Here is a 17,497-nt window from a genome sequence, read left to right as displayed (position 1 = left end):
TGTGATCAGCACAAGTCATCACTCGCCGAAGAGTATCCGCCTACGTTATGCAGATACTCCGACATTTTTGAAAAGTCGGCCCCATCTATCGTATTCGAAAATATTGTCGAGGCGGGCCGGGTGAACGCCACTCGGCAAGCCGAAATCCCTCGCGGGACTAAGGATGCTTTCGGTGACCAAGTGGTCAAATAGGGACAAAGGGGGATTTTGATCTTTACGGCACGGGTGTCGCAGCTTCGAGTATTATATTTCGTCATCTTTGACTGTTTGGCCGAAACGTCTAATCGTGGTGTTTTTGCGGCGCGTTAGCGCAACCGTTCGATTGTTATGTCGAGGGGAAGGGTCTCCGCCGGTCAGGTCGGTGTAGGTGTAGGTGTAGGTGGAGCCTGCTGGCCAAGAGCACAGAGGCGAGGGAGAAACGCCTTCTGGTCAACCCTGCGTAACGTCCTGCGGGACACATGAAGATGTGTAGGGGACAAGATTACGCGGAAGGGGCTCATGTGGATCGGAAGCAGGGCGTGGTCGTGTGCCGTGCGGCACGCCAGGTGGTCGACAACGGTGTTCTGACCGGGGAGTCGTCGTTCGCTCCCGGCCTGCGCGCCTGGACCCCCGAGATGGCGGACGAGTTGTTCCGCCGGTTCGTGGAGAACTTCGACGAGTCCTCTGACGAGTTCCTGGTCAAGCTCGAACGGCAGATCGCCGAAGGCAGCGACGAGGCGATCGTGCTCGCCGCCGAACTGCTCTATCTCAACGTCATGCCGCTGAGCCCGGCCACGATCGGTGTCAATCGTAAATTCGAGATCCTGGACAGCGTGCTTTCGTGGGCGTCCTTCCCCGTGAAGGTGCCCGAGGGGCTGGCCGCTGCGGCCTCACCGGGTTACATGAAGGGGGGCCAGGCGTTCCTCAACTACCGCTGGGCCCAGTTCGCCTTCCTCATCCGCCTCACACGGCTGCTGGTGAAGCTGTCGCCCGAGGAGCGGGAATCCGCTCTGCGGGATCCGTGGCGCTTCCGGGAACTGGCCGAATCGGTGCTCACCGACTACGACGGCAAGTCGCGGGCTCGCGCCCAGTTCCACGTGCTGCTGTTCCTGCTGTTCCCCGATGTGTTCGCCCCCGTCTCGGTCGAGCGCAACAAGCAACTCATCCGTGACGCCTTCACCGACCGGCTTGCCGAGCCGACCGGGGATCTCGACCGAGACATCTACGCCATTCGCCAGCGGATCGAAGCGGAACACGGCGGACAGTTCAGCTTCTACGAGGAGCCCTGGCGGTCTCGCTGGGAGCCGCCTCCGCCACCGCGGCCGCAGAAGGGCTGGCTGGTGCGCGGGGCCAACGTCGACGGCGTCAACGCGATCCCGCTGTGGTTGAGTGAGGGCTTTTGCTCGGTCAGCTTTGCGGACATCGAACGACTACCGGCCAGCGCGTCCCGGCAGCAGGTCAAGGAGGCTGTCGCCGCCGGACTCCCCGACGCCAAACAAGGCGCGAAGGATGCCGCGACCGGGCAGCTGTGGCGGTTCCTCAGCGGCTTCCAACCTGGTGATCTCGTCGCGACCGTCGACGGTGACGCCGTCTATGTCGGTACCGTCACCGGTGACGCTTATCACGACGAATCCGCCGACCGTGGCCTGGCTCGCCGCCGCGCGGTCGAGTGGAACCCCGTCGCCTTGAGCCGCCAGGCCCTCCCCGAGGAAGCCCAGGCCAAGCTCAAGACCACGATGACGATCTGCGAGCTGACCAGCGTGATCGCGGCGTTGGCCACCGGCGCCGGACTGGAGGAACAGCTCACCGACGAGGTGCTGGCCCGGGACGAGACCCGCGACCTGATCGTCCCGGCACTCACCCAGATGTTCGCCGACGACCTGCTCATGCCGCTCGGCTGGCTGCGGGAGACCGCCGACCTGCTGACCACCAAACGACAGATGATCCTGTACGGCCCGCCCGGCACCGGCAAGACCTACCTGGCCACCAAGCTCGGCGAGGCTCTGGCCGGTCCTGATCGCACCAGCCTGGTGCAGTTCCATCCTTCCTACGGGTACGAGGACTTCATCGAAGGCTTCCGCCCTCGGCTCGGCGAGAACGGCACGATCGGCTTCGACCTGGTGCCCGGCCCGTTCAAGAACGCCGTGGAGGCCGCCGAGAAGGAGCCGGATCGGCCGTACGTCCTGGTCATCGACGAGATCAACCGCGCCAACCTGGCCAAGGTGTTCGGTGAGCTGTACTTCCTGCTGGAGTACCGGAACCACGAGATCACCCTGCAGTACTCGCCGGACGAGCCGTTCAAGCTGCCCAAGAACGTCTTCGTCATCGGCACGATGAACACCGTCGACCGCTCGGTGGCACTGATCGACGCGGCGATGCGCCGTCGGTTCGTCTTCCGCGCCCTGACCCCTGACCGGCCCCCGGTCGACGGGCTGCTACGCCGCTGGCTGGAGCGCGAGCGCCTCCCCGTCCTGCCCGCGCTCTTGCTGGAGGAGGTCAACCGCCGCCTGAACGACCCGGACCGCGCCGTCGGCCCCTCCTACCTGATGACGCCCAGCGTGGCCACCCGGCGTGGACTGGAGCTCATCTGGGCGGCTGAGATCCTGCCCCTGCTGGAAGACCAGTTCTACGGCAAGATCGACGACATCGAGACCGAGTACGGCCTAACGGTCCTGCTCGCCGCGCTCGGCCACACCCTGCCGTGACTTTGCATCTCCACCTCGAAGAGGCCACGGCCGAGCCGCCCCGGCCCTTGACTCCGGCGCAGGTCGCCACGCTGGCCACAGTTCCCGACCTGGTCGCCATCACCCCGACCGGGGGCGGGCTGTGGCGGCTCGCCGGGCGCCAGCGGGTCGGGACCGTACGGCTGGGCCACGGCGACGGCGCCGTCGAGATGCGCGTCCGGCCGAAACTGCCGGTGCGGCGGCTGCTCGGCCTGCTCGAACGCGACGACATCTGGCAGAACCGCGAGATCACCGCCGCTGCCGACGACCTGCTCGTCCCAGCGCTGACCACCGTGTTCGCCCGTGCTGCGGAGCGTGTGCTTCACGGCGGGGTTCTGCATGGTTATGTCCACCGCGAGGACGCTCTCACCGTCGTGCGAGGCCGGATACGTACCAGCGCCCAGCTGAGCCGCCGGATGGGCTTGCCCACCGCGATCGAGGTCGCCTACGACGACTACCTGGCCGACATCCCCGAGAACCGGATCCTGCTCGGCGCGATCGAACTCGCCCAAGCCTTGCCTGACGTTGCGGGCACCACGCTCGCGCTGCTGCGACATCTGAGCGCGCGGCTGGTCGGCGTCGTCCCCGTCCGCCCCGGAGCGCCGCTGCCGCCATGGCGACCGACCCGGCTCAACGAGCGATATGTCCCCGCGCTCCGGCTGGCCGAACTGCTCCTTTCCGGAGCCTCACTTCAGCAGGAGGGGACGCGGGCGATACAGATCGACGGGTTCATCCTGAACATGGCCCAGATCTTCGAACGCTTCCTCACCCGGGAACTCACCACCGCGCTCCCGGCGTACGGCCTGCGCTGTGCCGCCCAGCAGGGGCACCGGCTGGATCGGCAGAGGCGAGTGCTCTTCCGGCCCGACATCCTCGTCCATCGCGACGGGCGGCCCGAAGCGGTCGTCGACGCGAAATACCGGACGCTGGACGGTGCTCCGCCGACGGGGCATCTGTTTCAACTGATCTCCTACTGCACCGCTCTCGGTCTCACCGAGGGGCACCTCGTCTACGCCTCCGGGACGCCGTCAGCGGAGCCGTACCAGATCGAGAACTCGGATATCAGGGTGCACGTACACGTCCTGGACCTCGATCAGGAACCTGCTGACCTGTCGAACGCCGTGGCTACGTTGGCCGGGCGCTTGACGGAACGTTCCGGACGACCAGCCATGGCGACCGGATCGAGCCCGCCGGCCGACGAGATCGATCCGGTCTCCGGTGTGCGGATGGGAACATGACAGCGGATCTTGGACAGGGGCAGGCGGTGGCGGCTGAGGGTACGCGCCGACATCCCCGACCGGGCCGCCATGCCCTCCGGGGCAGCGGCCGGTCGAGATCGGCGGTTATCCAGTCGAGGAGTGGGGCGAGAGAGCCGGGGACCGGCTCGGTCGGCGGCGGCGCGGGGTATTTCCTTGGTTCCGTCGCTGCCGCACCGGACGCCGAAACAGCGACGGTGCCGAGGAGAACCTGCGAAACGCGCACTTCCTCTGTGCTCAGCCGCAACGGCTCCAGTCGCTCTTCCACTCCACGGGAACGCTCGGCGAAGTGATCCACCGTCCGCGGTCGACCCTCGGGGGCCGTGGACGGCGGGTTCCGCTCACCTCGATCTGGGAACGACTCCGCCCAGGTAGGTGGACTCCTCCAGCAGTTGCGGCGTCATCGTGATCCCGGTGAGGCGCTCGGCCATGAGGAACGCCGGCCCTTTGCGGGGATCGGTGTGCGGTGGGTAGGTGGAGCCGATCCGCTCCATGGTCTCTGCGAGTTCGTCTGGCATCTCCTCCGAGTAGCTTTCATGGTGCCTGAACATGAACTGGATCTTCCCGTCTTTGATCCAGTGGGAATAGCCTTCCTGATACGCGAACTCGAACCGGATCTTCCCGTCGTCGATCCAGTGGAGGTAGTCCATGTCGTCGACGTCGAGGTAGAAGTGGGAAACGAGGCGGGTGCCCGCCGACAGCGGCATAATGATCTCTTCGGTGACGCCAAGCCCACTGTAGGCCTCGACGAGGAGTACCCAGTCTCCAACGGCGACGGCACCGAAGGTTTGCCGCCGGATCAGCTCATCAAGCGTCACGCGAGAGCAGTCTTCAACCCGGACGCCGAGCCGGGGCACCACTTCCTCAGGCGTCAGGCCGCGGACGTAGGTGAAGCAGTAGGCATCCGCCAGGTTGGGGAAGCGCTCGGGGGAGAACCAGGAGTAGTCGTCAGGAGTCGCGATCATCCCGTCATGCTCGCAGCACCCACCGACGCAATTGAGTGCCCGCACCTGCGACCTGTCGATCACCGCCTTGGACCAGTCCAGCCGGTCAGCGGTGTGCGGCTCGGCCGGCCTCTAGGGCTGCCCAGGGACTCGGTGACGAGGTGGTCGGCCTGGTGCTCGTGGTCGGGCCACGTGCTTTGGCTGATCCGGATGGTCTGGAGTCCCACCGCGCGGCCCCAGGCGATGGTGGTGAGGTTGTCACCGACCGTCCACCCGCCCTCGGTCAGACCCACTCCGTGAGGCCGTGGCCCCCTGACCTTGGCCGAATGGTCCGAATCAGAGGAATTCGGGGCAAATATGATCTTAATATCATAAAGATCCACCATCGTGGAGGAGTGCGAACGTGGCTCAGTGATCAGGATAGGAAGCGGCTGGGGGCGTTTGGCCTTATTGTGCCCTCCATCGCGCAGTGTGCCGTGGGCGCCGCGCTGGCCTGGATCGTTGCCGTTCATCTGCTCGGCCACACCCACCCCCTCTTCGCGCCCATCTCCGTGATGATCTGCGTGGGTGTGGGGCTCGGTCAGCGGCTGCGCAGGGTGGTCGAGCTGGTGGTCGGTGTCAGTCTGGGCGTGGGCATCGGCGACCTGCTGGTGTCGTGGATCGGCTCGGGCCCCTGGCAGATGGCGCTCGTGATCGCGCTGGCGATGAGCGTCGCGGGGCTGCTGAACAGCGGTGAGCTGTTCGTGTCGCAGGTCGGGTCGTCCGCGGTGCTGGTCGCCATGGTGGTGCCGGGCGAGGATGTCGGCGGGCTGGACCGGATGGCCGACGCGCTCACCGGCGGCGTCATCGGCATCGCCGCGGTCGCTCTGCTGCCCGCCAGCCCGCTCGCCATCGCGAGCAGGCATCTGTCCGGCGTGCTCGACGCCTTCTCCACCATGCTGGAGCAGGCGGCGGAGGCGATCGAGAAGGGCGATCTGGACCTGGCCGCCGAGGCCCTGGAGGGCGGACGCAGGACCCAGACGGCGGTCGAGGAGTTCGAGGCGGCGCTGGAGAACAGCAAGGAGATCATCATGATCTCGCCGCTGCACTGGCATCACCGGGCCAGACTGACCAGGTACGAGACCGCTGCCATACCGGTGGATCTGGCGCTGCGCAACGCGCGGATGCTGGTCCGCCGCACGCTCGCGGCGCTGGGTGAGGCCGGCCCGCCACCGGCCGCGCTGGCCGAGTTGCTGCGCGAGGTCTCGGAGGCGGCGCTGCTGCTGCAGCTCGAACTGGGGGCTGGGCGCGAACCGATGCTGGCCAGGCAGGCGTTGCTCGCCCTCGCCGCGCGGGAGCGGCCGAAAACCCTGGGCTTCTCCGCGAACGTCATCATCGCGCAGCTGCGCTCCATCGCCGTCGATCTGCTCGAGGCGACCGGGATGGACCACGACGCGGCCTCGGCCACGCTGACCCCGCTGAACGAGCGGGGCGACGAGAGCACGCGCGGCTGAGGCCGAACAGCCCGAAGGCTCGCCAGATCCGTGAGACGGTCGATTGTGATGGACCAGCGGGTCAGAGGCGTCAGGCGGGGGTGGATGGCGGCCAGGGCCGGATCGGCGCGCTGGTCGCCGGTCGGGGCGGCAGGGTGGACGACGATGTCGGTTTGCCGATCGGGTGCTCTTTTGGCCTGGCGTGGTCGGCGTGAGACTCCCGCCGTACCGGCTGTCGCCACTGTGCGGCGGGGGATGGTAACCACAGGTAAGGCGCCGGAAGTAGCGCCATGGTGACCTCCGTCATCGGAGGTGTGCGCGAACTTGCAGCAGCCGCCCTTCCCCTGGTGTGGTGAGCCGGTAAAGGCTTCACCGCTGCTCTGGCCGGAGCCGGACACGTCGGCGGGGAGATGCTCCGCCTTTCACCGGTCAGTGCGAGGGCGCAGGGCTCCGCCGGTGAGGCCGTCGCGGGCCAGTGCGGCGGCGCAGTCGCTCAGTTCGGTGAGTTCCCGGACGCGCCGTTCGAACTCGTCGAGGGCACGGAAGGCGGTGCCGTACAGTCGCTGGTCGTCGATGCTCATCTGCGGGATGCGCGAGCCGCGGATGTCGGTGCGGAAGCTGCCGCTGGCGCTGGTGGAGCGCCGGGTGTTCGCGGTGCTGCGCAGGAAGCCGTGCAGGTAGTCGGTGTCGAGCTGGTCGCTGGTGGAGACGGCCTCCCCTTCGATGACCTCGACGAGTTTGGCACGGGCCAGGTCGGCCACCCTGATCGTGGCGCCCTCCAGGCAACCGGGTCCGGAGGCGAGCGGCGGCAGCAGGTCCAGTAGCTCCCGGAGCTTGGCCGCCAGGACCTCGCGGGTGGACGTGTACTCCATGAGTTGGTCGGTGCGGGCCGCCGCGACGTGGCGTGCGGGGGTGAGGTCCACCGTCTCGTCGAGCAGGTCAATCAGCGCTACGTCCACGACCTGGTCCGGAGTGGGGTCGAACGGGCCGTCGGGGTCGTTGGCCGTGAGGTCCGTCATCCGGACGGAGGAGGCCGCGCCGTCGGGGGAGGAGGGCCGCGCCAGCAGCCAGAGGTGCACGGGCTGGGCGTGGGAGGCGACCATCCCCGCCGGTAGTGCGATGAGCTGGGTGAGGACGCCGCGCCGTACGAGCTCGGCACGGATCCGGCGGCCTGCCTTGCGGTACGCAGCGGAGGCGGAGGCCACGAAGACCGCTTTGCCGCCGGGCGCGACGTGTGCGTAGCAGTGCTGCAACCAGGCCAGCTCGCTCTCCGCCCGGGTGGGAACGCCGAACTCCCAGCGGGCGTCGAGCAGCAGGTCCTCGCGCCCCCAATCGGGGACGTTCACCGGCGGGTCGCACACCACGAGGTCCGCCCGGAGCTCCGGCCAGCGGTCGTCGCGCAGCGAGTCGCCCACCCTGATCGTCACGTCCGTCTTCCCGGCGAGCCTCGTACGGGACGCAGCGAGCCGGGCGGCCGACGGATCGGCCTCCTGCCCGGCCAGGGTGACCTCGGGGCCGTCGCCGAGCGCGAGGAGCAGGGATCCGATTCCACAGGCGGGGTCGAAGACGGTGCCGCTCGCCGAGCCCGCGAAATGCCGCACCGCACGGGTCAGGCGAGAGGTCGATACCTGTTCCGAGCCCGCCCGGCCCGCCGAGTCGATGAGGCGTTCGGTGAGCCCCGCGACGACCTCGGCCGGTGAGCTCTGCGCGGCCAGATCCTTTACCAGCGACCGGATCCCGGTATCCAGCGAGGTGGCGGACCCGGTGGTGAACAACTCGGCGACGTCGGCGAGGCCACGCGTCATGTCGTCGCCGTACACCCCGCGCAGGGCCTGCCAGACGAGCACCTCGCCGGAGACCTCGCCGCCCCTGCGGTGCCGGTCCAGCCAGGTCTGCACCTCGGACAGGGTGAACAGGGCGTTGTGCGCCCCACCGCCGACCGGTGTGGGAAAGTCGGCGTGCCGCCTGCGCCAGTTGGAGACGGCGGCCCGCGTCACCCTGGCCAACTTCGCGATCTCCGCAGCCGAGACCAGGGAATCGGCACTGGCTCGGGAATCGGTGTTCATGGGGAAACAGTACACGTGGTGGTAGGAACCACCAGGTAGTGGGTGCATTGACATCGTCAACAGAGATACCCGACGACACTTGTGCCGCATCGCGGACTGAACGATATGGAGGTGTACCGCCCCATACTCTTTGATCACTGTGATGGACCAGGCAGGGCGCGGGACAGCGGTTTCAGGGCGGTGGGTAGCGGTGGATCTCCGCTCGATGCCCCGCGGAGCCGGCGAACTCGGCGTCATCGGTGAGCAGCGGCACCCCCAGCAGTTCGGCGAGGGCCACGTACATGCCGTCATACGCGGTGAGATTGTTCCGCAACTCCAGCACCCGCGGCTGCAGAGGCAGCATCGGATGCCGCGCGATCTTGAGTTGGGCGTAGTGTTCCAGCATGATCCGGGCCCTTGCCTCGGAGATGCGTACCTCCGGCTTACTGGTGATCACGTGCCCGCGCACCACCGATGCGATCTCCACGTCGATCAAGGCCGGGGCGTGCACCTTACGGGCCAGTCGCTGACGCCGACTCGATGGAGAGCGTGTCACACCACGGCGTACCCGTACGTGGTGACGAACGGTGCGAGATCGGGAACTCCGAAGCTTTCGCACATCGACTTGAAGATCACGGCCTTTTCCTCGCCGAAGCGCCGGACCTGAGTGGCGTAGGAGGTGGCGGAGACAAATGTCGGGGGATCGGTTTTGCTGTGAAACTTGTCCGCGTACATCACAAGTTCTTCTTCGGCTGATTCCGCCATGTAGTCGGCAGGTGGCAGCGGGAGGCATTGCCGCCGTATGTCGTGACGGCTGATTCCCACCCCGGTGTGACAGGAGCAGAAGCGGCAGATCTTCTCCGGGAACCCCTCGTCAAGGAGGAGTTCGTAGCCGAGTATCCCGTGACGCACATAGCGTGCGTGATCGAGCTTTCCATCCTGGTCGTACAGCCGGTACACCCCGATGTCGTGAAGCAGGCTGCCGGCCCGCACCAGGTCCGCATCGAGATCGGGGTCGGCACGGGGGAGGAGCTGTTCCGCGATTCCACACACGATTTCGCAGTGGGTGTAGACGAGATCGAACGCTTCCCGGGTCGGCGCGTACTTCGCGTGCAGCGCGCGAATCTCTCTGTCCGTTGGAATCCGCATGCCGGGAGTTTAACCACCTGTGACGCCGCTGTTCGGTGTCGCGGATCAGCTCAGTGCTCTTCGTCGGCATCGGATTCGGGGTGGTCGCTCTGGCGTGCGCCGCCGCCCTGATCGTCCACCACTAGAGGACGGCTGCTCACCGGCGAGGCGGCACACGCGCCCGCCGTGGCGCTGTCGCCGCCGAGCCGGCCTGACGCGTAACCGCGCTCCAGGGTTATCCACCCGGGTCGCGTCGCCGGCCCTGGCGGATGCGCGATGCGTGAGGCTCCGGCTGACGACGGCTGTGCCGCGTCGCTCAAGGATGACGCTGTCGTCGTATGCCGATGACATGAGTCAATACAGTTTCGGGGGATTCCCTTTGGTCTCCACTACTTTTCGGGTCTGGCTCTCCCATTTCCAGATGAGGTCACGCCACTCGGGGGAGTCGAAGTAGTCGTCCACGGGCGTGGAGGTGTCGAACTCCGGCATGTAGCTGCCCAGGACGCCTTTTTCCAGTATGCCGTCGGCGATTACACCGCGCTCCCGCAGGATCAGAGAGGGAAGCCCCAGTTGGAAGGCCATGGCCGGCTCGATGTGCGACCAAGGGCTCGTCAGCCATTGGTCGCTGATGATGTAGGGGGAACGGCCCGGTAAGTCGGCCAGATGGTTTCCAACGGCTCGCTCGACGTATGTCCGGCGGAAGGCGATCGTGATCAAGGCGTTTGACTCAAGCATCAGACGGCGGATCGCTTTCAAGGGGGCGTCCATGTCATAGTCCGTCACGCCCAGGGTTCGGGGCGCGAAACCGCGGTCGTCGAGATAGCCGCAGAGTGCTTCGACGAACGCCTCCTGCCGGGAGTTACATGGTTTCGGATAACTCAGAAAAATGGATATTTTAAATCTGGACCGGGGGGACGGGGCGGCGGCGCTCACGTCGGCAGCCTACAACAGGCCGAAGTGGCGCTATGTTCAGAAATAGCGAGTGGGGAAGGGGCAAAGCTTGACCATTGGCATGGGAGGTCGTCGCGGTTCATCCGAACCCAGGTCAAATGGCCTGTTTGTCGCGGCCGAGGTCTCCGGGCACACCGAGGGAAGACGCAACTGATCCCTGATCTGGGTGATTCCGCACGTCGGCGTGCGGAATCACCCAGATCAAGGAACTGGCCTGTTTTTCGTGGCGATAAGACCGATTTATCCCCGCATCTGGTCAGGGGCGATCTGTGACCGGTTCCCGACGCGGCATCTCGCACCGGATTCATGGACACGACCTCCCGTCGTTTGTGGCTCATACCCACAGGGAAGAGCGCTTCCATGCAGGTCAGATGCTGTTTTCAGATGCGGGGCGAGTGGCTGGACGCGTACGGGGAGACCGGCCGCCGTGTCACGCACGCTGAAGTGTCCGTGCCGTGACGGGGATCAGCACGCTGGCCGAGGCGGCGAGCGCGACGGATCTGCTGGCGGCACGCCTGCAGATGGCGGTGTCGCTGGGCTGGCACATCGTGCTGTCGTGCATGGGGGTCGGCATGCCGGTCCTGCTGGTGTTCACCGAGTGGCGGGCGATCCGCACCGGCGACGACAACTACATGCGGCTGGCCCGCAAGTGGGCCAGGGCCGTGGGGGTGCTGTTCGCGGTCGGGGCGGTCTCGGGGACGATCCTCAGCTTCGAACTGGGCCTGCTCTGGCCGGGCCTCATGGGCGTCTACGGCCAGGTGATGGGGTTCCCCTTCGCGCTGGAGGGGATCGCCTTCTTCATCGAGGCCATCTTCATCGGTGTCTACCTCTATTCCTGGGACCGGCTACCGCCCAGGATCCACCTGCTGACCGGGATTCCCGTCATGATCGCGGGGACCGCGTCGGCGTTCTTCGTGGTGTCGGCCAACGCGTGGATGAACCAGCCGGTCGGGTTCGAGGCGAAGGACGGGAAGATCACCAGCGTGGACCCGTGGGGCGCGATGCTCAACCCGGCCACGCCGCTGCAGACGACGCACATGATCGTGGCGGCCTTCATGGTCGCCGGATTCCTCGTCGCGGGGGTGTACGCGGTGGCCCTGCTGCGCGGACGGCGGGATCGCTACCACCGGCTGGGATTCCTGATTCCCTTCACGCTCGGCTCGATATTCGCCCCGATCCAGATCGTGGTGGGCGACTTCATCGCCAGATTCCTGGCCACCAACCAGCCGGTCAAGCTCGCCGCCGCGGAGGCTCTCTTCCAGACCCGCGCCGGTGCGCCGTTGAGCATCGGTGGCTTCGTGGTGAACGACGAACTGCGCTACGCGCTGGAGATTCCCTACGGCCTCTCCATGCTGGTGGGCTTTCACCCCGACACCGTGGTCCAGGGGCTGAACGTCGCGCCTGCGGCCGACCGCCCGCCGGTCAACCCCGTGCACCTGGCCTTCGACATGATGGTGGGGATCGGTTTCTTCCTGCTCCTGATGGCGGCCTGGTTCGCCCTGACCTGGTGGCGGCGGCGCGACCTGCCGCGCTCCCCGTGGTTCCTGAGACTCGCGGCCGTCTGCGGCGTCGCCGCCGTCGTCGCGGTGGAGACGGGCTGGATCGTGACGGAGGTCGGCAGGCAGCCCTGGGTCGTGTACGGCAGGCTGCGCACGGCCGACGGAGTCAACCCCGCCCCTGGGCTGTGGCTGGGGTTCCTCGCCCTCCTGCTGGTCTATCTGTTCCTCACCGTCGCCATCGGCTACGTCCTGCGGCGGCTGGCACGTGAACCCAAGGAGGTCCCGGCGGAGGAGATCCCCGGCGAAGTGCTCCTGCACGCCCCTCAGGAACGGGACTGATCCGATGGACCCGGCGCAGATCGTGTTGCTCGTGCTCTGGGTGGGGGTGACCGGCTACGCGTTGCTGGGCGGAGCCGACTTCGGCGGCGGTATCTGGGATCTGCTGGCCGGGCGCAGCAGAGTGGGCATGCCGGAGCGCAACCTCATCGAGCACTCCATCGGGCCGGTCTGGGAGGCCAACCACGTGTGGTTGATCTTCGTGCTCGTCATGTTGTGGACCGGGTTCCCGCCGGTCTTCGCCTCCGTCATGTCGACCCTCTACATCCCGCTGACGCTGGTGGCGTTCGGCATCATCGCCCGAGGGTCCGCCTTCGCCTTCCGTAAGGCCGCCACGGAGTTGTGGCAGAAACGCCTGTTCGGCGCCGCTTTCGCGATCTCCTCCGTGCTGACCCCCTTCTTCCTGGGCGCCGCGGCCGGAGGGGTCGCCTCGGGACGTGTTCCGGTGGGCCTCGCGGTCGGAAACGTCGTGACCGGCTGGTTGAACCCGACCTCCATGCTGGGCGGGGTCCTCGCGGTCGGCGTCTGCGCCTACCTGGCCGCGATATACCTGTGCGACGACGCGGTACGGGCGGGGATGTCGCACCTGGCGGAGAGTTTCCGGACCAAGGCGCTGATCACGGGATCGTGCGTCGGAGTCGTCGCGCTGGCCGGCATCGCGGTGCTCCGGGCGGACGCGCCCCGGTTGTTCGAGGGACTCACCCACCGGGCGCTGCCCCTGGTGATCGCCAGTGCGGTGTTCGGACTGCTCTCCCTGGTCCTGCTGTGGCGGCGGAGCTTCACGCTTGTCCGGATCACCGGTGCGCTGGCCGTCACCGCGGTGCTGTGGGGCTGGCCACTCGCGCAGTATCCCCTGATGCTTCCGCCGTCCCTCACGGTGAACGAGGCCGCGGCGCATCCGGCGGTGCTGACCGCGACGCTGATCTCGCTCGCCGTCGGGGCGCTGCTCCTGGTGCCCTCCCTGGCCCTGCTGTTCCTGCTGCAGAGGCGCTGGTCATACCGTTCTGACGCGTCTGACTGACCGAGCCGGTACGGGACGCCGGGGCGTAGCACCCGTGGCCGGCCGAAATCGCCGGCCGGGTCGCGGGTCATGTCCACCCGCTCCATCACCGCGCGGGTGCGCCCCTCCAGCACGGCCGGTATGGAGATGCTGCCGGAACCCAGACCGGCCACCGGAGGAACTGGTCTCTTTTTCATTACATGATCCGATATGGCAGCGTGGACCGTTCCCAGCTGCCACTGTTGTCGAGCCGCGGCACGGTCTTCCCTTTCTTTTCTGGAGTTCTATATGCGTTTCAAGACGCCCTTGGCGATCGCGGCTACCGCGGTCCTTGCGGTCGGCCTGTCCAGCGTCACCACCGCCTCGGCGGCACAGACCTCAGGCGCTGACCTCATCTACGCGTGCAAGGCCAAGAGCACCGGCTACGTGCGGCTCGTCAACGCCACCACGAAGTGCAAGCCCACCGAGGTCAAGGTGTGGTGGACCAAGCAGGCCGGCGAGGGGCAGAGTACGGTGGCCGGCCCCGGCCCGCAGGGGGAGACGGGTCCGCGAGGTCCTCAGGGCCCGCAGGGCCTGACCGGCCCGCAGGGGCCGATTGGTAAGACCGGCCCGCAGGGGCCCGCCGGTAAGCCCGGCGCTCCGGGAGAGGCCGGTAAGGACGGCGCCCCCGGTAAGGACGGCGTCGACGGTAAGGACGGGCAGGACGCCTCGGAGCTCAAGTACATCACCCTCGACCTCGCAGCCCTCGGCATTCCCGGCGGGAAGCAGTACACCTGCACCGACGTCGACCCGAACCCCGCGGTCTTCAAGACGGGCAACTGCAAGAAGGGCGGTGCCCCGGTCACCTCCCCGGCGCCGGCTGCGGCGCCCACGACGACCCCCACGACGACCCCCACCCCCAACTAGTCGCGCACGCAGCACGGCCCCGCTCGCCTTCCCGGGACACTGTTGGCGAAGTAGATCAAACAGAAGTGGCCCCATGATCACGCATGTGATCATGGGGCCACTTCTGTTGTGCTCGCTCACGGATGGAGTCGTGGAGTGTCGCTACGAACGACAGGTTCAGATCTGATCCCAGCGACCACCATCACGGTGGCCCGGTCAGCCTTCCCTAAAGGAAGCATGGCGATCCGGATCCGAGATGAGCTGGGCGTTCTATTCCACGACGAGGACTTCGCCGCGGCGTTCTCCACGCGCGGTCGCCCTGCACTGTCACCAGCCCGACTGGCGCTGGTGTCGATTCTGCAGTTCGGCGAAGGGCTGTCAGACCGGCAGGCAGCCGAGGCCGTCCGAGCCCGGATCGACTGGAAGTACGCACTCGGCCTGGAGTTGACCGACCCCGGCTTCGACCACTCGGTGCTGAGCGAGTTCCGGGGTCGTCTGATCGCAGGCGGGCTCGAACAGCGAGTGCTGGACGTGATCCTGGACCGCGCTGTGATGGCCGGCCTGCTTCGCTCTGGTGGCCCGCAACGCACCGACTCCACGCACGTGCTCACGGCCGTCCGCACGCTGAACCGGCTGGAGCAGGTGCATGAGACCGTACGCGCCGCGCTCAACGCACTCGCGGCCGCCGCGCCTGAATGGCTCTTGGACCAGGCCGAACCCGGATGGTTCGATCGCTACGAAGCCAGAACCGAGGACTACCGGCTCCCCAAGAACAAATCCGAACGCATCCAACTCGGCCACGAGATCGGCACCGACGGGATCGGCGTGCTGCACGCCGTCTACGCCAAAGCCGCACCGAGATGGCTCCGCGACATCCCAGCGGTTCAGACCCTGCGCCATGTATGGATCCAGCAGTACATCACCATTGACGGTCAGCTCCGCTGGCGGGCTCCGAGTGAACAGCCCCCGTCCACGATCCGCCAGATCTCACCCTATGAAAGCGATGCGCGATCTGGGACCAAGCGCGACTCTCATTGGGACGGCTACAAGGTCCATCTCACCGAAACCTGCGCCGATGACAGCCCGCACCTGATCACCCACGTCATTACGGCGCCTTCGCCGGGCAACGACTTCGAAGCCACCGACGAGGTTCATGACGGTCTCGCCACGCGTGGGCTCACACCAAAGGTTCATCTGGTCGACAAGGGCTACATGAGCGCCCATAACCTGGTCCGCGCGGCCCGTACTCCTGGGCCTGATGATGCCCGACAACGCCTGGCAGAGCGCTGATGGCAAAGGGTTCGCTGTCAGTGACTTCACCATCGACTGGGCCGGTAAGTCCATGATCTGTCCTGCCGGGGCGACAAGCCTGAACTGGGCACAGGAGATCGATCAAGGTGGAACACCGGTGGTGCGCGTCCGCTTTTCGATGCGGGATTGCGGCCCTTGTCTCAGCCGGAAGCTGTGCACGCGTGCGGCCAAAGGCCGACGGATCACGCTGCGTCCTCGTGAAGAACATGAGGCGTTGCTGAGGGCACGAGCTGCGCAAAAGGCTGACGGATGGCAACGGCGCTACGCCCACAGGGCCGGCATCGAAGGCACCATCGCGCAGGGCGTCAAAGGCTTCGGCCTGCGGCGGTCCCGTTATCACGGGACCGCCAAGACCCATCTCCAGCACTTGCTCACTGCCGCCGCGATGAACCTCACCAGGCTCGACGCCTGGCTTACCGGCACCCCATTGGCTCCGACGCGGACCTCTCACTTCGCGGCGCTGCGTCCCGTGGCTTGAGCCGCCGATCACATCAGGGATGCCGTCGTGGCATCCGCATCTTCCACGAAGACGGTCATCAGCGAGTCAGTGGCTTGGAAGAGCCGGTGATCTCACCGTTCCGGCTGACGCTGATCCATATCGGTTCGCCATCGGCCGCTGCACGAGGACCGCCAGGCTCCAACTCGTGCTCATCGAAGGTCTCGACACGGTCCCGGCCTACTGGTAGCACCACATATTGCCATGCATCCGGCAACGGGTGCGAATAGTCGATCACGGTCGCCTCTGCCCCGACCAGTTCTTCGTCTCGAGCCGTCTGACAGTCTCGGATGATTACCAGGTAACCCGACTCAAACCGCGGCGGTGGGAATGGTGCCTCTGTGGCGCAGAGATGGGCCCAGCGCAAAGTGGGGTGGAGGAAATTTTCTCCGGCCCAGTTCCAGACATGATCGATCCAGACATCATCGTCCGAGCCTGTGTCCTTCCAGCCGCTCACGTCACCCAGATCGTCGATACATTCGGCGACGCTGCTCCCCGGGGTCAACTCCACGTTGAACTCGAGACACTCCGGCATCTTCCAGTAACGGCCATCCTCTTTGACCGTCACCTCGCCATGTTCGCCAAGCACGCGCGACAGCTCAGCGGCGATCGCACCACTGTCCTCGGACGGCGCCTCGGCGAACAGGCGAAGATAGACCCGGCGGTAGGCAGGAAGCATGATCGTGACGATATACGCCCCTCCGGTGGCTGTCGCTCGACTTACCCGACGCGACAACCACCGCTACTGGTAGGCGCCTGGATCAACAAGGGACGGATTCGCCAACAGTGTCCCTTCCCGGGGAGCGGGGCTCTCCGTCTTCTCCGCGCAGACAGAGAGGAGCCGGCCGGACGCGCGCCCGCTGCCGAGAGCGTCGTGTCAGATGCCGCGGCGCATCGCCCTGGTGCCCATGGCCAGGCCCACCGCGGCGACGACGCAGGCCCAGAGCGTCCCGTACAGCACCGAGGTGTCCGCGAAACGGCCGGAGAACAGTGCCCGCTCCGCCTCGACGATGTGGGTGACCGGGTTCAGCGCGGCGACCGCCTGGAGCCACGCCGGGCCGAAGTCCATCGGCAGCAGCACGCCGGAGAGCAGCATCAGCGGGAACAGCACCAGCTGGGTGACCCCGTAGAACAGGTTGCCGCTCGGTCTGGACGCGATCGCGAGGACGAAGGAGAGCGATCCCAGGCCGATCCCGAACACGACCAGTATCGCCAGCCCGGTCAGCACCCCCGGCAGGTGCGGGCGGAAGCCCAGCGGCACCGCGAGCGCGATGATCAGCGCGGCCTGGGCCAGCAGGATCACGAACTCCTTCATCGTCCGGCCGACCAGCATCGCCGTGCGGTTCAGCGGGGTGACCAGCATGCGCTCCATCGAGCCGCCGATCAGCTCCACCAGCAGCGAGTAGCCGGCCATCATCGGCCCGGACAGGCACATCATGATCAGAATGCCGGGCACGAACCACTGCCACGGC

The 17,497-nt window shown here is 66.7% G+C and carries 14 protein-coding genes and 1 pseudogene; 7 read left to right on the top strand and 8 right to left on the bottom strand.

The window, feature by feature from the left end; all coding sequences use genetic code 11:
• Nucleotides 1–500: 500 nt before the first annotated feature.
• Entirely contained in the window at nucleotides 501–2,684 is a 2,184-nt protein-coding gene (locus tag ACWD3H_RS07105) for an McrB family protein (protein WP_451954361.1), read from the top strand.
• Entirely contained in the window at nucleotides 2,681–3,940 is a 1,260-nt protein-coding gene (locus tag ACWD3H_RS07100) for an McrC family protein (RefSeq protein ID WP_451954360.1), read from the top strand. The genes ACWD3H_RS07105 and ACWD3H_RS07100 overlap by 4 nt, the downstream gene beginning before the upstream one ends.
• Before the next feature lie 359 nt (nucleotides 3,941–4,299).
• Here ACWD3H_RS07100 and ACWD3H_RS07095 read toward each other — a convergent pair whose 3' ends face one another.
• Nucleotides 4,300–4,923: a DUF6461 domain-containing protein gene (locus ACWD3H_RS07095; RefSeq protein ID WP_451954359.1), complete on the bottom strand. Its 624-nt coding sequence runs from the start codon at nucleotides 4,921–4,923 to the stop codon at nucleotides 4,300–4,302.
• 59 nt (nucleotides 4,924–4,982) lie between these two features.
• On the bottom strand, nucleotides 4,983–5,195 hold the full coding sequence (locus ACWD3H_RS07090) for a hypothetical protein (protein ID WP_451954358.1): 213 nt from the start codon (nucleotides 5,193–5,195) through the stop codon (nucleotides 4,983–4,985).
• 159 nt (nucleotides 5,196–5,354) lie between these two features.
• On the opposite strand from ACWD3H_RS07090, the gene ACWD3H_RS07085 reads away from it, so the two are divergent.
• Nucleotides 5,355–6,395 carry an FUSC family protein gene (locus tag ACWD3H_RS07085; protein ID WP_451954357.1) on the top strand — a complete coding sequence of 347 codons (1,041 nt, stop codon included), beginning with the start codon at nucleotides 5,355–5,357 and terminating at the stop codon, nucleotides 6,393–6,395.
• A gap of 401 nt (nucleotides 6,396–6,796) precedes the next feature.
• Here the strand turns inward: ACWD3H_RS07085 and ACWD3H_RS07080 are convergent, their stop codons facing one another.
• The 4 genes from ACWD3H_RS07080 to ACWD3H_RS07065 form a co-directional block, all read right to left on the bottom strand.
• A complete protein-coding gene (locus tag ACWD3H_RS07080) occupies nucleotides 6,797–8,440 on the bottom strand; it encodes an N-6 DNA methylase (protein WP_451954356.1) in 1,644 nt (547 codons plus the stop codon).
• A gap of 172 nt (nucleotides 8,441–8,612) precedes the next feature.
• Nucleotides 8,613–8,915: a type II toxin-antitoxin system VapC family toxin gene (locus ACWD3H_RS07075; protein ID WP_451954355.1), complete on the bottom strand. Its 303-nt coding sequence runs from the start codon at nucleotides 8,913–8,915 to the stop codon at nucleotides 8,613–8,615.
• A 56-nt stretch (nucleotides 8,916–8,971) separates the two neighbouring features.
• Nucleotides 8,972–9,568, bottom strand: a complete 597-nt coding sequence (locus tag ACWD3H_RS07070; protein ID WP_451954354.1) for an HD domain-containing protein — start codon at nucleotides 9,566–9,568, stop codon at nucleotides 8,972–8,974.
• A 333-nt stretch (nucleotides 9,569–9,901) separates the two neighbouring features.
• Nucleotides 9,902–10,480 (bottom strand): hypothetical protein, encoded by a 579-nt coding sequence (locus ACWD3H_RS07065; protein ID WP_350965039.1) that lies wholly within the window; start codon nucleotides 10,478–10,480, stop codon nucleotides 9,902–9,904.
• Between the two features lie 473 nt (nucleotides 10,481–10,953).
• On the opposite strand from ACWD3H_RS07065, the gene ACWD3H_RS07060 reads away from it, so the two are divergent.
• The 4 genes and pseudogenes from ACWD3H_RS07060 (at nucleotide 10,954) to ACWD3H_RS07045 (ending at nucleotide 16,007) form a co-directional block, all read left to right on the top strand.
• On the top strand, nucleotides 10,954–12,336 hold the full coding sequence (locus ACWD3H_RS07060) for a cytochrome ubiquinol oxidase subunit I (RefSeq protein WP_451954353.1): 1,383 nt from the start codon (nucleotides 10,954–10,956) through the stop codon (nucleotides 12,334–12,336).
• 4 nt (nucleotides 12,337–12,340) lie between these two features.
• A complete protein-coding gene (locus tag ACWD3H_RS07055; protein ID WP_451954352.1) occupies nucleotides 12,341–13,354 on the top strand; it encodes a cytochrome d ubiquinol oxidase subunit II in 1,014 nt (337 codons plus the stop codon).
• A 267-nt stretch (nucleotides 13,355–13,621) separates the two neighbouring features.
• A complete protein-coding gene (locus ACWD3H_RS07050; protein WP_451954351.1) occupies nucleotides 13,622–14,239 on the top strand; it encodes a hypothetical protein in 618 nt (205 codons plus the stop codon).
• Nucleotides 14,240–14,374: 135 nt separating this feature from the next.
• Nucleotides 14,375–16,007 (top strand): annotated as a pseudogene (locus ACWD3H_RS07045) (IS1182 family transposase).
• A gap of 58 nt (nucleotides 16,008–16,065) precedes the next feature.
• Here ACWD3H_RS07045 and ACWD3H_RS07040 read toward each other — a convergent pair.
• Complete coding sequence (locus ACWD3H_RS07040; protein ID WP_451954350.1) at nucleotides 16,066–16,704, bottom strand: hypothetical protein; 639 nt, start codon at nucleotides 16,702–16,704, stop codon at nucleotides 16,066–16,068.
• A gap of 198 nt (nucleotides 16,705–16,902) precedes the next feature.
• Entirely contained in the window at nucleotides 16,903–17,481 is a 579-nt protein-coding gene (locus tag ACWD3H_RS07035) for an ABC transporter permease (RefSeq protein ID WP_451954349.1), read from the bottom strand.
• Nucleotides 17,482–17,497: the final 16 nt, after the last annotated feature.

Source organism: Streptosporangium sp. NPDC002607 (genome assembly GCF_053592655.1).
The sequence above is the reverse complement of the archived record's forward strand: the minus strand, read 5'-3'. Positions and strand labels throughout refer to the sequence as shown.